This is a genomic window from Arthrobacter sp. UYCu512 (genome assembly GCF_040547075.1).
In the GTDB taxonomy this organism is placed as follows: domain Bacteria; phylum Actinomycetota; class Actinomycetes; order Actinomycetales; family Micrococcaceae; genus Arthrobacter.
Genome location: NZ_JBEPPA010000001.1, coordinates 446909 through 465096 on the forward strand (window position 1 = coordinate 446909; position 18188 = coordinate 465096).

Here is an 18188-nt window from a genome sequence, read left to right on the forward strand (position 1 = left end):
GCACACGGCAGGCGAGCGTCGAGTGTCCGACGCGGGCAGTGCCACCTCGTTTTTGTTGGCCTGGACGTTACCCCACGCGATCCAGTTGTGTGACCCAGGTCCAGCACGAAGATTTCACCCTAAAGGATGATCCGTAGCCCACGGTGATCGTCTTGCGGATGCTTGCGCCGTTTTTTAGGCCGAAGCAAGAATGAGCCACGGTGATCGTTGCGTTGGGGCCGGGGTTGTTGGCGGTGCAGCTGCCCACGATGTATTGCCCGTCGGCGGCCAGCGATGAGCATCCACCAACGCCGGCCATTGCTGGTGCCGGTGCACCAATAAGGAACATTGCGCTGAGGGCCGCGGTCCCGAGGGAGGCCGTGAGTGTACGAAGTTTTTTCATCAAGTTGTTCCTTAGGTCGGACTGTAGGTAACCTGGCGGGCGCCCCATCCTCCACACCCGGAGTCGACGCGGAACGACGCCCCATAGTTGAGCGTGACGTACACGTTCCTCCAGCCGGTCACGTGGCATTCGACGCGAAGCATAAGTCGAGCGCCCGGGCCCTTCTTGGGGGGAACGCAGGAGCCAACCACGTAATCATGGTTTGGGAAGTACGAGACCCTGTCGAGGGTCAATGATGAGCAGTGCCCCAAGTTGGCGGCACTGGCGGGGGCCGAAGAGGCTACAACCCCGATCGGTGCCAAACCGCAGGCCGTTATGAGGGCCAAAGCGGCGCGAGCCTTCTTTTTCATGGATCTCCCTTGTTTTATCCAATAAATGGAATAACCATGCTTGACACTGTCTGGCAGCCTGCTCCTTGTCAACCCCGGCGAGGGGGTTTTACCGGGGATGTTGTACATCTTCAGGTTTCTTGAGGGGAACGGTCGGCCCGGCTGGGATGCCAGGGGCCGGTCCGGGTGAAATGCTGAAACCGGACCGTCCGGCCGGGCCGCCGACGGCCGGACCGCCGGAAAATGCCTGCCGTGGAAGATTCCCCTGCCGCATCGGCAGGGGGACAATGACCCCATGACCCCCGAGCCACTTACTTCGCAGCCACTTTCTACGCAGCCACCCCCGGCGAACACGCCGCCGGCCGGGACCCTCACCCGGGAGCGGCTGCGCGCGTGGGCCTGGCACAAGCAGGGACTGGACGGCTCGTTGACCGGCTGTACCGCGGAGCAGGTGTTCGCCCGGGCCGGATGGGCCCGCTCCGTGGGTGGCGCCAACCCCTACCTCGCACTCTTTGCCCGGGCTGGAATCCGCCGCGAACAGGCGGACGCCGATGTCCTGGCGCGCCGGATCCTGGAACTCCCGGCTGCGCGCGGCTGCACCTACGTTATGGGCCGGGACGACTTTGCGTGGGCGCTGCGGCTCGGCCGGGATGCGGCCGACTCCGCGGTCAAGGTGCTCGGCAGGCTCGGCGTGGACCGCGGCGAAATCACACTGCTGGAGGAGCAGGTGCTCCATACCCTGGCCGAGGCAGCAGCCCCGATGGACCCCCGGCAGCTCAAGGAGGAGTTGGGCGATTCGGTGCGGAACCTCGGCGAGGAAGGCAAAAAGAAGGGCGCCGCCACCACGCTGCCCACAGCCCTGGGAATCCTGCAGTCGCAGGGGCGGATTCGCCGGGTTCCGGCCAACGGACGACTGGACCAGCAGCGCTACGCCTATGACCTGTGGAATTTGCCGCCGGGCCAGATCGACGATGACGAAGCCCGCACCGAACTGATCCGTCGCTACCTCGGCTGGACCGGAGGGGCCACGTTCAAGCAGTCACAATGGTTCACGGCTTTTACAGTGGCCCAGAGCAAGGCGGCGCTTGCGGCAGCGGGCGCGGCGGAAGTAGCCACTGCCGCCGGCGAGGCGCTGTGGATGCTGCCCGCGGACGTCGGGCGTCTCGCGGCCTTCGAGGAGCCAGCCGGCGAGCAGATCCAGCTGCTCGCCGGAACCGACTCACTGACGCTCTTGCGGCGCAACGCGGCGGAAATGCTGGCCGAGGAGGACCGGCACCTGATAACAAGGGGTTCGCTTGCCCTTCAGGCGGACCTTCCGGATCACCCGATTTTCGACCGAGGCCGGATCATCGGACTCTGGCAGTACGATCCCGGGAAGGAACGGATCGTGCCGTGGCTGTTCCACCGGCCTACGGCTGCCGTGATCCGGCGGATCGCCGAAGTTCAGGAGTGGATCCGTGCGGACTTGGGCGACTTTCGCGCCTTCAGCCTCGACTCGCCGGCCACCCGGCAAAAGCGCATCGACGGCCTGGCGGCAGCCGCAACCGGCTCCAGCTAGTGTGCGGAAGCGGTGAAGAGGACCCGGCCGGGCTTAGCTGCCGCGGTGCCCGGCAAAAAAATCCCGCAGCAGCGCCGCACTTTCGGACTCCCTTATCCCGCCATACACTTCCACCCAGTGGTTGAGCCGGCGCTCGCGGAGGATGTCGAAGACGGAGCCGGCGGCCCCGGCCTTCTCGTCCCACGCTCCGAATACCACGCGCGGAATCCGGGCCAACACCACGGCCCCGGCACACATGGCGCAAGGCTCCAGGGTCACCACCAGGGTGCAGTCCGCCAAACGCCAGCCGTCCCCGCCGTTCCGGCCCCGCGAATCAGGCTCCTGCAGCCGCGCGGCAGCCGCCCGGATGGCTACCATCTCGGCGTGCGCCGTCGGGTCCCCGAGGGCCTCGCGTTCATTGCGGCCGCGGCCGAGCACCGTACCGTCCGGACCGATGACAACGGCGCCGATCGGTACGTCCGCAGTGGCCAGTGCGGCACGAGCGTCCTCAAGGGCCAGGCCCATCCAATCGGCATGGCGGGGGTGCGGGGAAGTCATGGCTCAATGATAGTTTCGACAGTAAGCAAGCTGTGCAGCCCGGCTGCCCGGCACGACATTCGGGAGAAACCGTGAAGACCGGGACAGAGCGCTGGTTGACCCGCCGTTGGGGTAAATGGGTGGTGCCCTACGCGGCGCTGTGGGCCACGATGCTGATCGGCGGTGTGGTGGTGCTGGTCCTGGCCCTGCTAAGCGCCGAGGTCTACGACAACGTGGTGGACGACGCCGGCCTGGCCAACCTGGACAAGCCCACCCTCGGGATGATGGAACAGTTGCGCAGTCCCGCCCTCGACTCGTTCGTCACGGGATTCACCAATATCGGCGGCGGGATCGGGATGCCCATCCTGGCCAGCCTGCTTACGGCGGCGCTCATCTGGGCCAGCCGGACCTGGCGGCCGCTGATCCTGATCGGAGGCGCCGCCGCGGTCTCTGTGACGGCAACCGCCATCGGCAAGAAACTGATCGGCCGGACCCGCCCGGACCACACCGACGCCGTGCCGCCTTATGAGTCATCGCCGTCGTTCCCCAGCGGCCACACGCTCAATACCACTGTGGTGATCGGCCTGGTGGTGTACCTCGCATGCCTGCAGATCACACGCACCATCGCCCGGGTGGGCCTGATAGCGGCCGGCGCGGTCTTCATCTTCGCGATGGGAATGAGCCGGGTCTATCTGGGCCACCACTGGATGACCGATGTAATCTTCGGCTGGATTCTGGGCCTGGCATGGGTCGGGATAGTGATCCTGGCCCACCGGCTCTTCCACGTCCTGCGGCACCGCGAACAGGCCGGTCCAGCCCCGACGTTTGACAACGAGGTCCACCTTAACGCCGACGCCACCGGCGGCAGCACTGCGGGTGAGGAGCGCGACGCCGGCGCCCCCGGTCCCACGGGCAGGACCCCATCCGCCGGGTGATAGTTTTGACCCATGCGCACTTTCGTTGTGGACCACCCGCTGGTCGCCCATAAACTCACCGTTCTGCGGGACAAAAACACCCCGTCCCCGGTCTTCCGCCAGCTCACCGAGGAGCTCGTCACGCTCCTGGCGTATGAGGCCACCCGCGATGTCCGCACCCAACCGGTGACCATCGAGACGCCGGTCAGCACCACAGTTGGCACCGCCTTCACCAAACCGACTCCGTTGGTTGTCCCCATCCTGCGAGCCGGCCTCGGCATGCTCGAGGGCATGACCAAGCTGGTCCCCACCGCTGAGGTCGGTTTCCTGGGCATGGCCCGCGACGAAGAAACCCTGGACATCATCACGTACGCCGAGCGCCTCCCCGAGGACCTCACGGACCGGCAGATCTTCGTCCTGGACCCCATGCTTGCCACCGGCGGGACGTTGCGCGAGGCCATCAAGTTCCTCTTCAAACGCGGCGCCTCCGATGTCACCTGCATCTGCCTGCTGGCCGCGCCGGAAGGCCTGGCGAAGCTGGAAGAAGAGCTGGCTGACGCCAACGTCACGATCGTGCTTGCTTCGATCGACGAGAAGCTCAACGAGAAGTCCTATATCGTCCCGGGTCTGGGCGACGCCGGCGACCGTCTCTACGGTGTGGCCGGCTGAGCCAGCGCCCGGCAGCAACACCGGCGCGGCGGACCTTCCCACCAGTGGGGGCCCGGCCTGCCGGGAAACTCAACACGGGACTGGCCTGAGCCCATGGACTGGAAACTCGAACTCATTTTAATTCCCGTATCCGATGCCGGGCTCGGGCTGCTCGATCGCGTTCGGTGAGGGCCCCAGCGATGCACCGCCGGGTACGGCACCGACCCTGCAACTCGTGGTCAGCGACATTCAGGCCGCCCACAAGCAGCTCAAGGACAACGGCGTGGACGGCAGCGGCGTCGATGTCCAGGACTGGGGACATTTCCTCTACTTTGCCGATCCCGACGGCAACAAGTGGGCGGTGCAACAGCTCACGGCACGGTCAACCGGCTCCGGACAGCCAAGGGATCCGGAACATCCGGTTGGTACGCGGCAAGATGGGACGATGACTTCAGTTACCGGCACCGCGCTTCCGACCGCCTTCACCGTCCGGGCGGTGCTTTTTGACATGGACGGGACTCTCGTTGATTCCACCGCAGCGGTGGAACAGGTCTGGGGGGAGTTTGCTGCCCGCTATGGTCTGGACCTTGCCGAGATCCTGCGCACCTCCCATGGCGTTCAGGCAGCGGACACGGTGCGGCGCTTCGCGCCGGCGGGAGCCGACGTCGCGGCCCTCACCGCGGAACTGGGTGCCATGGAACGCGCCAGGACTGCCGGCATCGTGGCATTGCCGGGCGCTGCCGGGTTGCTGCGCCTGCTGCCGGCGGACGCCGTCGCCCTGGTGACATCGGCGGACCGGCTGCTGGCAGACATTCGGATGGCCGCCGCCGGTCTTGCCTTGCCCGCCACCGCCGTGACAGCAGATCTCGTCGGCCGCGGTAAGCCACACCCGGAAGGCTACCTGCGCGCGGCCGAACTGCTCGGAGTGGACCCGGCGGACGCCGTGGTTTTCGAGGACGCGCCGGCCGGCATCGCCGCCGGCCTGGCTGCCGGGATGCGGACGGTGGCGGTAGGCCCGAACCCCGGCGAACTGCCCGACGGCGTTCTGCGCATCGCCGATTACTCAGCCGTCTTGTGCGAGGTCGGGGTCGACGACGCCGGCCGCAGCATCATCTCTTTCCGGCTGTGAAACCGTGGCCCCGTTTCGAAGGGCCGGTGCCTCCGCCGCAGCTCAGTACCAGTTGTTCGCGTAGTGGAAGTTCAGCGCCCCGCACGGTGAGCCGTAGCGTTCCTGGACGTAGTTCAGTCCCCAGTTGATCTGCGTCCGGTAATTCGTGAGGTAGTCGGCGCCTGCGCTGGCCATCTTCTCGGCCGGGAGGGACTGAACCACGCCGTAGGCGCCGCTGCTCGGGTTGGTGGCAGTAGTCTTCCAGTCAGACTCCTTGGTCCAGAGTTTGACCAGGCACTGCATCTGGCCGGCGTCCCAGCCGTGGGCACCCAGTTGGCTGGCCGCATAAGCCTGCGCTCCGGCGGGATCGTCAACGGCAACAGGAACCGGCGCGGGCTCCGGCGCCGGTGCGGCGGCGGGGGCCGGTAACTCGGCAGGCTTAACCTCGGCGACCGGGGCCGGGGCATCGGCCGGCGGGCTAACGGTCTGGTTCGCCACCAGGACGCGTTCAAAGTCGAGGTGCTGCAGCGGATCCGCGCTGACTGCCGATTTTGTGGCGCTGCTGGCGCTGCTGGCGTTGCGGGTGGCTGTCTCCGACGCCTGGCCGGCGGCGCCGGCTCCCACGAGCACTGCACACGCCGCTGCGACAACTGCCGCCCGGCGGCCGGTGGAGCCCAGGCCGGTGGTGAACCGGGACAGGGCCGACGCCGGTTTGGCGGGCTCGGCGCGGTGTCGCGACGGCTTGGAGCGCCTCTTTACATCGCCCTCAGGGCGTGTTTGTACCGTGAATTCAGTCATGGTCGCCTCTCAACGCCTGCGGAGTTAGCTGTCGGGTTCGGATGAGGTCACCCGGCCGCACGGAATCTCACGTGACGGCTTCACCCCAAGGGCGCAATGTGCAGAAATGCCCGGGAACTCTGGGTCCCCCGCCTCTGCCTAATCCAGCGGAATCCGGGAGGCGGCAGAGTTTGGCGTGCATCCGGATATGCGGTCCGAGTGATGACCGCACGCTAAAAACGGTACAGGACCGGAACGCCAATGTCACATTTCGATAACAGGAGCGGCGGGTTCGGCGCGGCGGATTGCTTCGCGGATTAGCTGGAGCGGCGGGGTGTCCGGTCCTCGGCCGGAGCGTCCGGCAGCCGAACGGTGAACTCGGTCCGGCCCGGCACCGACGTTACGCTGACAGTGCCGCCATGGGCTTCCACAATCGACTGCACAATTGACAATCCCAGCCCGCTGGTGCCCTCAGACGACGCGGCAGTTCGGGCCGGGCCGGCAGCCGCGGCGGCGAGGGGTGAGTCCGCACCCGGTGCGGACGGCAGCCGGTGTGCGCGCAGCGGCACGAGCGGGCGAGGCCGGCCGGACACCGGCGTTGTACCGGTTGCAGGATTCCTGCGCGACGCATCCGCGCGCGTAAACCTCGAAAAGACCCGGTCCACGAACTCCGGGGCGATCCCGGGGCCGTTGTCCGTTACGGTCATCACGGCGGTGCCGTCGGGAGCCCGCTGCACAGCTGTCACCACGGTGGTGCCGGTTCCAGTGTGCTTGCGTGCGTTGGAGAGCAGGTTGGCCAGAACCTGGTGGAGCTGGGTCGTGTCGCCGCGGACCACCACCGGCTCCGCCGGGAGCTCCAAGTGCCATACCCGGTCCGGTGCCATCACTTTTTCGTCGCTCACCGTCTCGATGGCCAGCTGGGTGAGGTCCACGTCGCTGAGGCGGAGCGGCCGGCCCTCGTCCAGCCGGGCAAGCAGGAGCAGATCCTCCACCAGGGTGGTCATCCGCTCGGACTGGCTCTGCACCCGGGCCAGGGACTTCTCGCCGTCTGGGGTGAAGTGTTCGGTCATCCGCATCAGATCGGTGTACCCGCGGATCGCCGTCAGGGGTGTGCGCAGCTCGTGCGAGGCGTCTGCGACAAACTGGCGGACCTTCATTTCGCTCTTCTGCCGGGCTTCGAGTGCGCTGGACACATTGTCCAGCATCAGGTTCAGGGCGTGGCCAACACTGCCCACCTCGGTGCCGGGATGTGCTGCGGATGCGGGCACCCGCATGGCAAGTCCGACTTCTCCGGCGTCGAGGGGAAGGCGGGACACTTTCGTGGCCACCTCGGAGAGCTGATCGAGCGGCTTCATGGTGCGGCGAATCAACGCCGTGCCGGCGAGGCCAATGACAACAAGGCCGCCCGCAGAGACAAGCACCATAGTCCAAACCAAAGAGGCCAGCGTGTTCAATTTCTCGGCGAGCGGCAGCCCGGTCACGATCACGCCGCCGTCCGGGGCCGTGAAAGCTACCAGCCGATAGGCCCCGGCGGAAAGAGACCGGTTGACCGGCTCGCTGCTCGCAGGGAGCGACAGGAGAGCTGCGTTGTCCTCCCTGGTCAGGGACTTTCGGGTGGCGTCTTCGGCGAGGAAACCGGCGCCGCGTACCGAGCCGGCCACGATCCTGGCGTTAAGGGTCCCGATTCCCTGGCCCCGGGCCTCAAGGGGGTCGGCGCGGCCGCCGGTGCGGCCAAACTCGCGGGCACGGTCCGCGGCTTGCTCGAGTTGTGTGTCGAGCTGCCTGGTCAGGAAGGAATCCATCGAGGCGTAACTGACTAGGCCGACAGCACCGCAGATCGCCACCAGAAGGGCCATGGCAACCAGAACAAGCCGGGTGCGCAGGTGCCAGCTGGAAGGGGTGTGCCACACGGGTCCGGCGGGGCCGGCCCTGCCGGAACGGACAGGCACGATTCAGTCCGCCGGCTTCAGGACATAGCCGGCGCCGCGGACCGTGTGGATCATCGGCGGGTGGACGGCGTCGACCTTCTTGCGGAGGTAGGAGATGTAGAGCTCCACGATGTTGGCCTGCCCGCCAAAGTCGTAGTCCCAGACACGGTCCAGGATTTGGGCTTTGCTGACGACCAGTTTCGGGTTCTCCATGAGGTAGCGCAGCAGCTCGAACTGGGTGGCCGTGAGGTGGAGCTCGTCACCTGCGCGCCGCACTTCCCGTGTGTCGATGTTCAAGACAAGGTCCCCGACGACGAGTTCGGCCGTATCCATTGCTGCCACCCCGGACCGCTGGACCAGCCGGTGCAGGCGGAGCAACACTTCCTCCATGCTGAACGGCTTAGTCACGTAGTCGTCGCCGCCGGCAGCCAGCCCGGTGATGCGGTCCTGGACGTCGTCCTTTGCCGTCAGGAACAATGCCGGTACCTCCGGCGCGAAGGCCCGGATCCTGCCGAGGAGCTCGACGCCGTCGAACCCGGGCAGCATCACGTCGAGCACCAGGACGTCGGGCCGGAATTCCCGGGCGAGCTTCATGGCCTCCGGTCCGTCGGCGGCGACAGCCACCGACCAGCCCGCCATTCGCAGGCCCATGCTCATCAGCTCGGAGAGGCTCGGTTCATCGTCCACTACCAGGGCGCGGATGGGGGAGCCGTCCGGATGGCTCAGCTGCGGGAGGTTGTTGGTCATGGAGTGCGAGGTGGCCATGGGACAACTCTCCGATCTGCCGGTTAGCTACGCCTTTGGTGATCCTGTGCGGCACCTGTGAATCCCACCCTAGCGAGCTGGAGAGGAGACTGCCCACGGCAGCGTCCTGCTGATGCGGTCGCCAAGATAAGCCGCTGGGCGGTCGCCAAGCTGCGTGATCCCGGGTCCGGGCGCTTCCCGGCAGCAGGATGACCACCAGGTGGGACGGCAGCCCCGCGTGGAGTGGCGGCCCAGTAGTCACTCAACTCGCCAGCAAAGAATTATGCATGCTCGTTGTCTCGATTTGCCGAATAGGATTCGCAAAAGGCAGCATTTGCTTGCTGATCGTAAAATCTGTTGCTCGACTCGCCCTCTTGGCCGAAGCGTGATCCGCACCACATTGTGAATATTCGTCTCAGAATGTGGAATCCAGGAGCCTTTGTTACTTGCAAGTTTTCATTGTTACGTTGCACACTTCAATTGTGAACAAGAACTCAACAGCACCTGCAGCCGCAGTTTCCTGGATCAGCGCACCCGCTGACGCAGGGAAGCGCTGTTGTCGAATGCACGCCTAACCTTTACACCCCAAAGGTTTCTAGGCATTCGCCCCAGCCCAGTGTCGGGCGCCCCTCCCCAGTATTCATTGCGGGGAAAAGTAGCATTCGAGCCGCGATGACGGCCATTCACATTGAGGTAAGCAATCCATGTCAGTTGCATCCGGATACGTCCACATCTCCGTCCGTAACGCCGGCAAAGCCGGCCAGACCTCCGGTATTCGCCAAGGCTTCGGCGACAGGGCATCCTTCGCGCCCGCCGGCTCCGGAAACAGCTTCCCCACTCCGGGTTTTGCACCCCAGGGCTACAACCCCAACTCCTATGGACAGCTCCGGGCTGTTCCGCCGGCACCGGCCACTGCGCCGACGCCCGTGATTGCCCCTGCCGGCGGCAGCCCCCTCCGCCCCGTCCCGGTTGACAACGTCGCCCGGGGTTTTGTGCTCTACATGGGTATCGATGAGGAGACAGCAGCGGCTGCCGGCACCTCCATTGCCAAGCTGGCCCAGGAAATCCGGGCCTACGCCCAGTCGCTGGTATCCGGTGCCGAAAGCTACGCCGCCGTCGCCGTCGCACCGGCCAGCGCGCCGGGCTCCGCCCTCGACGTCGTCCGTTCCACCTTCGGCGACCCCACAGTGGGCTCCCGCCAGCGGTCCGAGAGCGCCCGCCTGCAGCAGCCGCAGGATCCCCGCCCGTCCGGTGTGCTGATCGACCTTGCCCGCCGTGAAGTGGCACTCGACGGCGAATCCCTGAACCTTACGTTCAAGGAGTTCGAGCTGCTCAACTACCTCGTTGAGAACGGCACCCGTACCGTAGGCCGTGATGAATTGCTGGAGGGCCTGTGGCGCAATGCCGAAGAAGTGCCCAACGAGCGGACCATCGACGTCCACATCCGCCGCCTGCGCTCCAAGCTCGGCCGCCTCGCCAACACGGTGCGGACGGTCCGCGGCCAGGGTTACCGGTTCTATGAGCACCCGGAAGTTGTGGTCTGGGCCGCACCGGAGTACTCGATCTAGCGTTGGGCCCACACGCCCCACGCGAAAGCGTCCGTCCTTTGAACCGGGGCGGGCGCTTTTGCGTTTCCGGATTGCGCGGACCGGGTGATACCCCGCACTAGGATTGATCCATGAGCGCGCATCACATCAAACGGCTGGTGATCATGCGCCATGCCAAGGCGGATTGGCCCGGCGGCGTAGCGGACCATGACCGGCCGCTGGAAGAGCGCGGTCACCGTGATGCTCCGCAGGCCGGTAAGTGGCTGCTGAAACATGGTGTGGTCCCGGACTTTATTCTTTGCTCCAGCGCCCTGCGCACGCGGCAGACCTGCACTTGGGTTTGCAGCGAATTAGGCGACAAGGCACCGACGCCGAAACTTGAGCACGGACTTTACGCCGCCTCGGCGTCGCGGATGCTGACAGTCATCAACCACGTCCCGGATACCGTTACCACCCTGATGGTGATCTCGCACATGCCCGGAGTGCAGGACCTCGCGATGCACCTCGCGTCCCGGGACTCGAGCCACGATGCCTATATGGATGCCGCCACGCGATACCCCACCAGTGCGCTGACCGTTATGGAGACGGAGAAGTCCTGGGCCGAACTGGACGGCCAGGACGCGAGGCTCACGCACTTTAAGGTTCCCAGGGCTACATAATCCCCGGCCGACGTCGTCTCAGCGGTCCGGCAGCCTGGAAACAGGCCCGAACTGCCGGCCGGATCGATGCCGGCGCAGCCCATCAGCGGTGTGTGCTTCAGCTCGACGGGTTCCTCTGCGCCTGCGTCCCTGCTAGTGTCTGCCTCATCCACTCTGAAGGAGTTCCTGATGGCACGGAAAGTACGCACTGCCGATCAGAAGATCTCCCGGCTGAGGGCATACAACATCGTGGCCGGCTCCCTGCATCTGGTGCAGGCCCTCGGCTTCGCCTACGTACTGACCCTGCTGGGCAGCCAGGTCACCTTCGCGGTCACGGCCGACTACCTCAGCGGTCCTCCAGGTGTTCCGCTGCCGCCTGAGCGGGTAACTTTGTTCGATGTGAACGTGGGTCTGGGAGTAGTGGCGTTCCTGGCGTTGTCTGCCGTGTTCCATTTCCTCATCTCATCGCCGTGGTTCTTTCCCCGCTACGCGGCCGGCTTGAAGGCGAATCACAACTACTTCCGCTGGGTCGAGTACTCGCTAAGTTCGTCGATCATGATCTGGCTGATCGCCCAGATTACCGGCATCACGGATATCGCGGCGCTGTTCTCGATCTTCGCCGTCAACGCGGCGATGATTATGTTCGGGGCCCTGCAGGAAAAGTACGAAACACCCGGCAACGGAAGGTTCCTGCCGTTTGTCTTTGGCTCGATCGCGGGCGTGGTGCCGTGGATCGTGATCATCATTTACTTCTTGGCTCCGGGCTCCACCACGGAGGCCTCCCCGCCGGCCTTTGTCTACGGGATCATCATTTCGCTGTTCCTGTTCTTCAACACGTTCGCAATAAACCAGCTGCTGCAGTACCGGCAGGTCGGCGGCTGGCGGGACTATCTGCGCGGCGAGCGGGCCTACATTACGCTGAGCCTTGTCGCCAAGACCGCGCTGGCCTGGCAGGTTTTTTCGGGCGCGATTATCCCGGCACTCACCTAGCCGAGCGGCCGAGGGAACGCCCGGCGGGCCACCAGCGGGCGGCGGTCACTTCCGGATACCGGGAAATCCACCGGCCATTGCCGCAACAGGTGAAATGTGTTTCACTGTTCGTGGAGGGGAGTATCCCCTGGATGTTTCGTCGTCAGCCCGGCCGCCCCTGAGCGGCCCGGCGGAGCAGGCCCCCTTTGGGCCGGGAAAGACCTCCGGTTGGTTAGAGCTGACTGGAAGCGGGTATCCCCATGAATGTTCCCTTTTGGGCTTGGCTGGCTGTGCTTGGCGGCATCGTCCTGATGCTTGCGGTCGACCTGTTTGCCCACCGCCGCGCACACGTGATCCGTGTCCGGGAAGCGGCCCTATGGTCCGCGGTCTGGGTTGTTGTCGGGGTTGGTTTCGGCGCCCTGATCTGGCAGATTTACGGCCAGGAGTTTGGCCAGCAATACTTCGCCGGCTACCTGATCGAGAAATCCCTCGCCGTCGATAACGTGTTCATCTGGGCAATTATCTTCACGTACTTCGCGGTACCCCGCGAATACCAGCACCGGGTCCTGTTCTTCGGGGTCCTCGGCGCGCTGGTCTTCCGTGGCGTTTTCATCGCCGCGGGCGCGGTAATCATCGCCAGTGCCGAATGGGTGCTGTACCTCTTTGCAGCGTTCCTGCTCATCACCGGCTACCGGATGATCCGCCACCGCAACGACGTGCTTGACCCGGAAAAGTCCCGGGCACTGAAACTTTTCCGCCGGCGTGTGCCCATGACGGACGACTTCCACGGCCAGCGCTTCCTGATCCGCAAGGACGGCGTCCTGCTGGCCACCCCGCTGCTCGCGGTGCTGGCCCTCATTGAGGTCACCGACATCATTTTCGCCGTGGACTCCATCCCCGCGATCTTCGCCGTCACCGACGAAGTGTTCCTGGTCTTCACCGCCAACGCGTTCGCCATCCTGGGCCTGCGGGCAATGTACTTCCTACTCTCTGACATGATCCACCGCTTCATCTACCTCAAAATCGGACTCGCGCTCGTCCTGATCTGGGTAGGCATCAAAATGTTCCTTAAGATCGACCTCTACTACATCCCCACACCGCTGTCTCTGGCCGTCATCGCCACTATCCTGGCGGTGTCCATCGGAATCAGCCTCTGGGCCACCCGGGGCCAAGAACGCACGGTTCCCGAGGCGCCGGCATCCTCCCCGTTCGGAACCGCCTCGGCTGCGGAGATCGCCGAGCTGGAACCACTGTGGGGACGCGCGCGCCAGCGCACGGAAGCAACAACCACGGCCACCGCCGATGCCCCCGGCAACGGTGACACCGGCGGTTCCGCGGACGCGCCGGGTCCGGGTCCGGGTGAACGCAGATGAGCGGACACGAACTATTGCTTATGCCGCATCCGCAATCCGATCCCGCCAGCGCACACGTCAGCCAGGAGCAACCATGACCGTTCCGCCCAGCAGACCAGTCACGATCCTGAATCAAATGATCCGCGCCGAGCCGGCCGCATCCCCACGCCCGGCCTGGACCTTCCTCACGAACCACGGACATGTCCTTTTGGCCGTGGCGACGGATCCGCGGCTGCGGGTCACTGACATCGCCGAACGAGTCGGCATAACGCCACGTGCAGCCCTGCAGATCCTCAAGGACCTGGAAACCGGAGGGTACCTGCACCGCACCCGCGTCGGACGGCGCACCCAGTACGCCATCGAACCCCATCAGCACTTCCGCCACCCCACCACCGCGGCCCGGGAAATCGACGGACTCATCGAGCTATTCTCCGAACCGTGAGCCGCGACCCGGGCCAAGCCATCCCACAATTCTTCCGGACGGGATGGTCACGAGCCGGGCAGACGATCCCGCCGGGCATGCCCGGCGGCCGGCGCTGAGCCGGGGTATGCCCGCCCGGGGGCCGGCGCTGAGCCGGGGTATGCCCGGCGGGGGGCCGGCGCACCGAAGTTCAGCGGCGCGTCGACGACCGTGCCGGGGTGCGTTCCACTGATTTGGCGGGGCCTTTGGCAACGGACTTTGTGCCGGTGGTTCGCCCGGCGGACGGGGCCGGACGCCTGGCTCCCGGGGCTGCAGGCCGCGGGGCAGGAGCGCGTGCCGGCGGCGCTGCGGACCGTGGTGCCGGCCGCTGGCTGGCAGTCCGGGAGGGTGCGCGGCGGCCGGCCGGGGCTTTGGAAGCGGTGCCCCGCGCGGCCGTCGGACGGCGGCCGGGAACGGAACCGCGGGGCCGCGGTTGCCTGCCCCGCCCCGGGAGGACGGTTCCGGCAACCAGCAGCAGCAGGGTAGCTGCGCCGGCCGCGGCGGCGAGGTAGAAGTACAGGTCCGGGTGGTCCGAATCCACCGGAGCCGACATCGCATCCGGATCAGCGTTGAAGGCCAATCCCCACTGTCGCAGGAACGCTATGCCGAAGGCGATAAACAGCATGCTCCCGATCCCGCTGGCTGCCAGCGTCCGGTGCCGCCGGCGGATGACCACCTCGGAAACGCAGGCCACATAGGCTGCCCCGGCGGCCGCCAGGAACCACAGGAACACCGTTTCGTGGAGTGTGATGCCAGCCAACGCCAGAAGCGCCAGGGCGGCGAGGAACGCACCGATGGCAAACTTGCCGCTGTTACTCATGTGGCCCATGTGAATCATCATCCCCGAGCGGGGCTACTTTGCAACGTAGCCGCGCATGGAGGTCATAATGGCGCCGACGCTTTGCTCGCGGGTCCGCTCCGGGTTGTAGGCCTGCCGGTCCAGGCCAACTACGAAGCAGGCCCCCAGGATGGCGGTCTCCAGGCTGCCGCGGGACACGGCAGGATCCACCGGGTAGACGGCCGCCACCGCATCGATCGCCGCTCCGACTACTTCCAGCAGCCGTCCGCGGAGCTCGGCGAACGTCTCCTGCCATTCACTTGGGGTACGCCAGTTCTCGCTGACCCACAGCCTCGCGAAGGAGGGGTATTCAGCCATAAAGTCCATGGCCCGGCCGATCATAACGTCCATTTGTTCCAACGGATCCCCGGATTCATCCCGAACGCTGAGCAGCCCGGTCAGCAGGATGTCCACGCCGTAGCGGAGCAACTGGGCAATCAGATCGGACTTGCTGCCGAAGTTGTAGTACACGGTTCCTTTGGAAACGCCGGCCGCCGCAGCAATCTCATCCACCGTGACGCCGGCGGCCCCGCGTTCACCGATCAGCTCCATCGAGGCCTCGAACAGCTTCTGCTTGGTGGCGTTGGTCCGTCCGGGGCGGAGCTTCTTGTCGCCGGACTCCACTTCGCTCATACTGTGATCTCCGGTTTCAGGGTCTTGAGGGTCCAGAACTTGTGCTTGTGAACGGCCAGCGTGGACAGCGCCGCCCCCAGCACGGTGTAACCAAGCAGGCCCGCCGCCGTGGGCACGATCATTGACAGGTCGGCGCCGTAGATCAGGTGCCGCATTCCGGACACCACGTATCCCATTGGCAGGACCTCGTGGACAACGTGCAGCGGCGGGGGAGTGGTCTGCCAGGGGAAAGTTCCGCCGGAGGAGACCAGCTGCAGGACCAGAAGGACAAGAACCACAAATTTCCCCGGAGTTCCCAGCAGTGCCACCACACCCTGGATGATGGCGGTGAAGGCCATCGCGGCAGCCAGCATAAACAACCACATCAGGACGGGGTGAACGGGGTTGAGGCCCAGCACTACGTCGACCACGAGGGTGAGCAGGCTTGCCTGGACCACCGCGACGGCCAGGAAGGGCAGCCAGCCGCCTACGGCGATCTTCCACGACGGGGCGTTGGATGCCAGCGCCCGCTGCGTGATCGGCCGCATTGCCTGGACCAGCATAAATATCCCGATCCATAGTGCCAGCGTCAGGAAGAACGGGGCCAGGCCCGCACCATAGGAAGCGGCCTTGGCCTGCGAGACGTTGCTGACCGCCACTGGGTCAGCGATCACCTTGGACAGGCTGCTTTTTTGGGAGTCGTTGGGGTTCGGGACCTGGCCGGCACCCTTGGCGAGTTCGGCGGCGAGGGTGCCCGCGCCGTCGGCTGCCGTCGCCGTTCCACTTTCCAGCTGCGCGGCACCGTCGTCGAGTGTTTGCGCACCTCCGGAGAGTTTTGCGGCACCGTCCAGGGCGCTTTGCTCACCGGCGGCGAGGCCGGACGCGCCGGCGGCCAGCTGGTCCGCGCCGGTGGATGACTGGCTAATGGCGCTGCCGAGGGCCGGGGTTGCTTCCGCAAGCCGGGACGCTCCTGCGCTGACAGCCGCTGAGCCGTCCGCCAGCTGCTGGATCTGCCCTGCGGCTGACTTGAGCGCGGCCGCAGGTCCCGGGGAGGCCGGCGGGGCGGCATTTGCGTCGAAGTCCGCGAGGATGAGACCGGCCTGGGCCGGGGTGATGCTGCCGGCCGCGACGAGCCGGTCATTGGACGCGAGGACGCGGCCGCGCTGGGCCTGGGCGGTCGCCTGCTCGGTGGCTGCCAGCTGCCCTGCGAGTCCCTGTACCTTCGTGTTCAGCGCCGCGTTTCCGGCGGCGATCTGCGCGGCGCCGTCGGCCAGGGTCCGGGAATCGGCAGGCAAGGTGGCGGTTTTGTCCTTGAGCTGGGACAGTCCGCTGCTGAGCTGGTCCGCCCCGGTGTTGAGGGCGGTGGCCCCGTCCCGGAGTTTGAGCTGGCCGGCGTAGAGCTCGGCGGCGCCGCTCTTGAGATCGCCGGTGCCCTGGTGGAGGGCGAACGCCCCCTCGCGGAGCTTGGCGACTCCGCCGGCGAGTTGCCCGGCGCCGTCGGACGCCTTGACCATCTGGGTGTGGATGGTGCCAAAGCCGGTCAGCAGTTCGTTGGCCGTTTCCTCGCCCACCTCCTTGGCCACCGTTGAGTGCACGGCGGTGGTCAGCTTGTCCACAACGGTGCTGAGCACATAGCTGTTGGCATCGTTGGTGGTGACATTCAGCATCGCCTGGTTTGCGGCGTCAAAGCTGCCCGGCGAGACGAGATTGGCCGAGAAGTCCCTGGGAATCTTGAGCGCGAACGAGTACTTGCCGCTGTTCACGCCCTGGTCTGCTTCTTCGGCAGTGGCTACGGTCTGCCAGTTGAAGACGTGGGCCTCGACCAGGCTGTCTGCGACCGTCTTTCCGGTTTCCAGCCGGGTTCCGTCGCTGGCGGCCGCCCCCGTGTCCTCGACCACCAGGGCGGCGTCGATCTGGTCCAGGTTCCCGTAGGGATCCCAGTTGGCGTAGAGATACACCGCGCCATAGAGCAACGGCACCAGGGTCAGGGCAAGGATGGTCAGCTTCGGCAGGAGTCCGCCGGTCATACGCTTGAGTTCGGAGCGGGCCAGCCGCAGAACAGTCACTGTGAGTCCTCGGTTTCGAGCAGGATTGATGGGTGGTCCCGGTGCTTTCCGGGAGGGATGTCCATTTTCCGAGTGTCGGACGTGCCGGACGTGCCGGACGTGTCGGCGTCAGCGGGTGCCACCGCCGCCGGTGCAGCTGCGGGCGCAGCCTCAACGGCGTTCCCAATGGCGGCGAAGGGTCCGGTCCAGCCGACCGGAAGCGCTGCGACCGTCGCGACGACGGCGAGCGGCCGTCCGCCGTCGTACGCCAGTTCCTGCAGCCGGGGCAGCCAGTCGCCGGAATCCGCGCTGTGCCGGTCCGGGGAGTCGATGACCAGGAGATCCGTGCGGGGATTCGCCAAGGCCAGTGCGGTGAGCAGTTCGACGCGCCGCCGGGCCGGAATCTCCTCGGTCCACAGATCGGCAATGTCCTCGAAGCGGTTGACCTTGAGCCAGGGTTTGCTGAGCAGCGCTCCGCGATAACGCCGGGGGACAAGCGCCAGGTCCTCGGTGACCAGATCGCCCACGCTGAGATGCTGTTCGGGCTCGTTGACACCCGGGGAGTCCACCAGGGAGCTGGCCAGGCGGAGGCGCTTGATCTTGGGGTTGCCGTCCCAGCTGATCACTCCGCCGGAGGGCCTCATCCGGCCGCTGAGTGTGAGCGCGAGTGCGGTCCGCTGGTCCTGGCCGTCGCCTTCCACCAGAAGCAGCTCCCCGGGGAGCACCTCAAGGGAGGTGGGCGGAAGCAGGTCATTCCGGCGGCCGTTCACCTGGAGGTGTTGCGCGGAGAGCATATAAGCCTTTCGGGTCGGGTCTCCTCCAA

General features: G+C 66.0%; 18 protein-coding genes, 1 pseudogene and 1 riboswitch. Of the genes and pseudogenes, 10 read left to right on the forward strand and 9 right to left on the reverse strand.

Translation table 11 applies throughout. The annotated features are described in order from the left end of the window. Positions 1 to 67: 67 nt before the first annotated feature. Positions 68 to 382, reverse strand: a complete 315-nt coding sequence (locus ABIB49_RS02145) for a hypothetical protein (RefSeq protein ID WP_226773687.1) — start codon at positions 380 to 382, stop codon at positions 68 to 70. Between the two features lie 624 nt (positions 383 to 1006). Between ABIB49_RS02145 and ABIB49_RS02150 the strand changes: the two genes are divergently transcribed. Beyond that, the gene (locus tag ABIB49_RS02150; RefSeq protein ID WP_226773686.1) at positions 1007 to 2269 is read left to right on the forward strand and encodes a DNA glycosylase AlkZ-like family protein; all 1263 of its coding nucleotides are present in this window, start codon (positions 1007 to 1009) and stop codon (positions 2267 to 2269) included. A 33-nt stretch (positions 2270 to 2302) separates the two neighbouring features. On the opposite strand, the gene ABIB49_RS02155 is transcribed toward ABIB49_RS02150, so the two are convergent. After that, a complete protein-coding gene (locus ABIB49_RS02155) occupies positions 2303 to 2806 on the reverse strand; it encodes a nucleoside deaminase (RefSeq protein ID WP_226773685.1) in 504 nt (167 codons plus the stop codon). A gap of 71 nt (positions 2807 to 2877) precedes the next feature. On the opposite strand from ABIB49_RS02155, the gene ABIB49_RS02160 reads away from it, so the two are divergent. The 4 genes and pseudogenes from ABIB49_RS02160 (at position 2878) to ABIB49_RS02175 (ending at position 5476) form a co-directional block, all read left to right on the forward strand. Next, a complete protein-coding gene (locus tag ABIB49_RS02160) occupies positions 2878 to 3720 on the forward strand; it encodes a phosphatase PAP2 family protein (protein WP_396021225.1) in 843 nt (280 codons plus the stop codon). 12 nt (positions 3721 to 3732) lie between these two features. Continuing rightward, the gene (upp, locus tag ABIB49_RS02165) at positions 3733 to 4368 is read left to right on the forward strand and encodes a uracil phosphoribosyltransferase (protein ID WP_226773684.1); all 636 of its coding nucleotides are present in this window, start codon (positions 3733 to 3735) and stop codon (positions 4366 to 4368) included. Positions 4369 to 4461: 93 nt separating this feature from the next. After that, positions 4462 to 4738: pseudogene (locus tag ABIB49_RS02170) on the forward strand (VOC family protein); the annotation flags it as partial. Positions 4739 to 4792: 54 nt separating this feature from the next. Then, a complete protein-coding gene (locus ABIB49_RS02175; RefSeq protein WP_226773703.1) occupies positions 4793 to 5476 on the forward strand; it encodes an HAD-IA family hydrolase in 684 nt (227 codons plus the stop codon). 42 nt (positions 5477 to 5518) lie between these two features. Here the strand turns inward: ABIB49_RS02175 and ABIB49_RS02180 are convergent, their stop codons facing one another. The 3 genes from ABIB49_RS02180 to ABIB49_RS02190 all read right to left on the reverse strand — a co-directional run bounded on the left by ABIB49_RS02180 (position 5519) and on the right by ABIB49_RS02190 (position 8925). Further along, positions 5519 to 6253, reverse strand: coding sequence for an aggregation-promoting factor C-terminal-like domain-containing protein (locus ABIB49_RS02180; RefSeq protein ID WP_283480404.1), 735 nt, complete (start codon positions 6251 to 6253; stop codon positions 5519 to 5521). Further along, a riboswitch (cyclic di-AMP (ydaO/yuaA leader) is annotated at positions 6252 to 6412 on the reverse strand. Its footprint overlaps the gene before it by 2 nt. A gap of 137 nt (positions 6413 to 6549) precedes the next feature. After that, on the reverse strand, positions 6550 to 8181 hold the full coding sequence (locus tag ABIB49_RS02185) for a sensor histidine kinase (protein WP_283480405.1): 1632 nt from the start codon (positions 8179 to 8181) through the stop codon (positions 6550 to 6552). A 3-nt stretch (positions 8182 to 8184) separates the two neighbouring features. Then, positions 8185 to 8925, reverse strand: coding sequence for a response regulator transcription factor (locus tag ABIB49_RS02190; protein ID WP_354156615.1), 741 nt, complete (start codon positions 8923 to 8925; stop codon positions 8185 to 8187). A 683-nt stretch (positions 8926 to 9608) separates the two neighbouring features. On the opposite strand from ABIB49_RS02190, the gene ABIB49_RS02195 reads away from it, so the two are divergent. The 5 genes from ABIB49_RS02195 (at position 9609) to ABIB49_RS02215 (ending at position 13852) form a co-directional block, all read left to right on the forward strand. Then, complete coding sequence (locus tag ABIB49_RS02195) at positions 9609 to 10472, forward strand: winged helix-turn-helix domain-containing protein (RefSeq protein ID WP_226773680.1); 864 nt, start codon at positions 9609 to 9611, stop codon at positions 10470 to 10472. Positions 10473 to 10582: 110 nt separating this feature from the next. Next, complete coding sequence (locus ABIB49_RS02200) at positions 10583 to 11110, forward strand: SixA phosphatase family protein (protein WP_226773679.1); 528 nt, start codon at positions 10583 to 10585, stop codon at positions 11108 to 11110. 168 nt (positions 11111 to 11278) lie between these two features. Next, on the forward strand, positions 11279 to 12079 hold the full coding sequence (gene heR, locus ABIB49_RS02205) for a heliorhodopsin HeR (protein WP_226773678.1): 801 nt from the start codon (positions 11279 to 11281) through the stop codon (positions 12077 to 12079). Positions 12080 to 12318: 239 nt separating this feature from the next. Then, positions 12319 to 13431, forward strand: coding sequence for a TerC family protein (locus ABIB49_RS02210; RefSeq protein WP_282468075.1), 1113 nt, complete (start codon positions 12319 to 12321; stop codon positions 13429 to 13431). A 73-nt stretch (positions 13432 to 13504) separates the two neighbouring features. After that, entirely contained in the window at positions 13505 to 13852 is a 348-nt protein-coding gene (locus ABIB49_RS02215) for a winged helix-turn-helix domain-containing protein (RefSeq protein ID WP_396021224.1), read from the forward strand. Between the two features lie 169 nt (positions 13853 to 14021). Here the strand turns inward: ABIB49_RS02215 and ABIB49_RS02220 are convergent, their stop codons facing one another. Genes ABIB49_RS02220 through ABIB49_RS02235 form a run of 4 tightly spaced genes read right to left on the reverse strand, consistent with a single transcriptional unit; the run spans position 14022 to position 18159 of the window. Continuing rightward, a complete protein-coding gene (locus tag ABIB49_RS02220; RefSeq protein WP_226773676.1) occupies positions 14022 to 14690 on the reverse strand; it encodes a hypothetical protein in 669 nt (222 codons plus the stop codon). A gap of 33 nt (positions 14691 to 14723) precedes the next feature. Further along, positions 14724 to 15341 carry a TetR/AcrR family transcriptional regulator gene (locus tag ABIB49_RS02225; RefSeq protein WP_226773675.1) on the reverse strand — a complete coding sequence of 206 codons (618 nt, stop codon included), beginning with the start codon at positions 15339 to 15341 and terminating at the stop codon, positions 14724 to 14726. After that, entirely contained in the window at positions 15338 to 17386 is a 2049-nt protein-coding gene (locus ABIB49_RS02230) for a YhgE/Pip family protein (RefSeq protein WP_354156616.1), read from the reverse strand. Before ABIB49_RS02230 ends, ABIB49_RS02225 begins: the two co-directional genes overlap by 4 nt. Next, complete coding sequence (locus ABIB49_RS02235) at positions 17383 to 18159, reverse strand: ATP-binding cassette domain-containing protein (RefSeq protein ID WP_226773673.1); 777 nt, start codon at positions 18157 to 18159, stop codon at positions 17383 to 17385. Before ABIB49_RS02235 ends, ABIB49_RS02230 begins: the two co-directional genes overlap by 4 nt. Positions 18160 to 18188 lie beyond the last annotated feature (29 nt).

What these genes read in the sequence shown, in the direction of transcription:
- ABIB49_RS02210 (WP_282468075.1), top strand. Translation starts at nt 12,319, where the DNA reads ATGAATGTTCCCTTTTGGGCTTGGCTGGCTGTGCTTGGCGGCATCGTC.
- ABIB49_RS02145 (WP_226773687.1), bottom strand. Translation starts at nt 382, where the DNA reads ATGAAAAAACTTCGTACACTCACGGCCTCCCTCGGGACCGCGGCCCTC.
- ABIB49_RS02215 (WP_396021224.1), top strand. Translation starts at nt 13,505, where the DNA reads ATGACCGTTCCGCCCAGCAGACCAGTCACGATCCTGAATCAAATGATC.
- upp (WP_226773684.1), top strand. Translation starts at nt 3,733, where the DNA reads ATGCGCACTTTCGTTGTGGACCACCCGCTGGTCGCCCATAAACTCACC.
- ABIB49_RS02180 (WP_283480404.1), bottom strand. Translation starts at nt 6,253, where the DNA reads ATGACTGAATTCACGGTACAAACACGCCCTGAGGGCGATGTAAAGAGG.
- ABIB49_RS02225 (WP_226773675.1), bottom strand. Translation starts at nt 15,341, where the DNA reads ATGAGCGAAGTGGAGTCCGGCGACAAGAAGCTCCGCCCCGGACGGACC.
- ABIB49_RS02155 (WP_226773685.1), bottom strand. Translation starts at nt 2,806, where the DNA reads ATGACTTCCCCGCACCCCCGCCATGCCGATTGGATGGGCCTGGCCCTT.
- ABIB49_RS02235 (WP_226773673.1), bottom strand. Translation starts at nt 18,159, where the DNA reads ATGCTCTCCGCGCAACACCTCCAGGTGAACGGCCGCCGGAATGACCTG.
- ABIB49_RS02200 (WP_226773679.1), top strand. Translation starts at nt 10,583, where the DNA reads ATGAGCGCGCATCACATCAAACGGCTGGTGATCATGCGCCATGCCAAG.
- ABIB49_RS02220 (WP_226773676.1), bottom strand. Translation starts at nt 14,690, where the DNA reads ATGAGTAACAGCGGCAAGTTTGCCATCGGTGCGTTCCTCGCCGCCCTG.
- ABIB49_RS02195 (WP_226773680.1), top strand. Translation starts at nt 9,609, where the DNA reads ATGTCAGTTGCATCCGGATACGTCCACATCTCCGTCCGTAACGCCGGC.
- ABIB49_RS02190 (WP_354156615.1), bottom strand. Translation starts at nt 8,925, where the DNA reads ATGGCCACCTCGCACTCCATGACCAACAACCTCCCGCAGCTGAGCCAT.
- heR (WP_226773678.1), top strand. Translation starts at nt 11,279, where the DNA reads ATGGCACGGAAAGTACGCACTGCCGATCAGAAGATCTCCCGGCTGAGG.
- ABIB49_RS02175 (WP_226773703.1), top strand. Translation starts at nt 4,793, where the DNA reads ATGACTTCAGTTACCGGCACCGCGCTTCCGACCGCCTTCACCGTCCGG.
- ABIB49_RS02150 (WP_226773686.1), top strand. Translation starts at nt 1,007, where the DNA reads ATGACCCCCGAGCCACTTACTTCGCAGCCACTTTCTACGCAGCCACCC.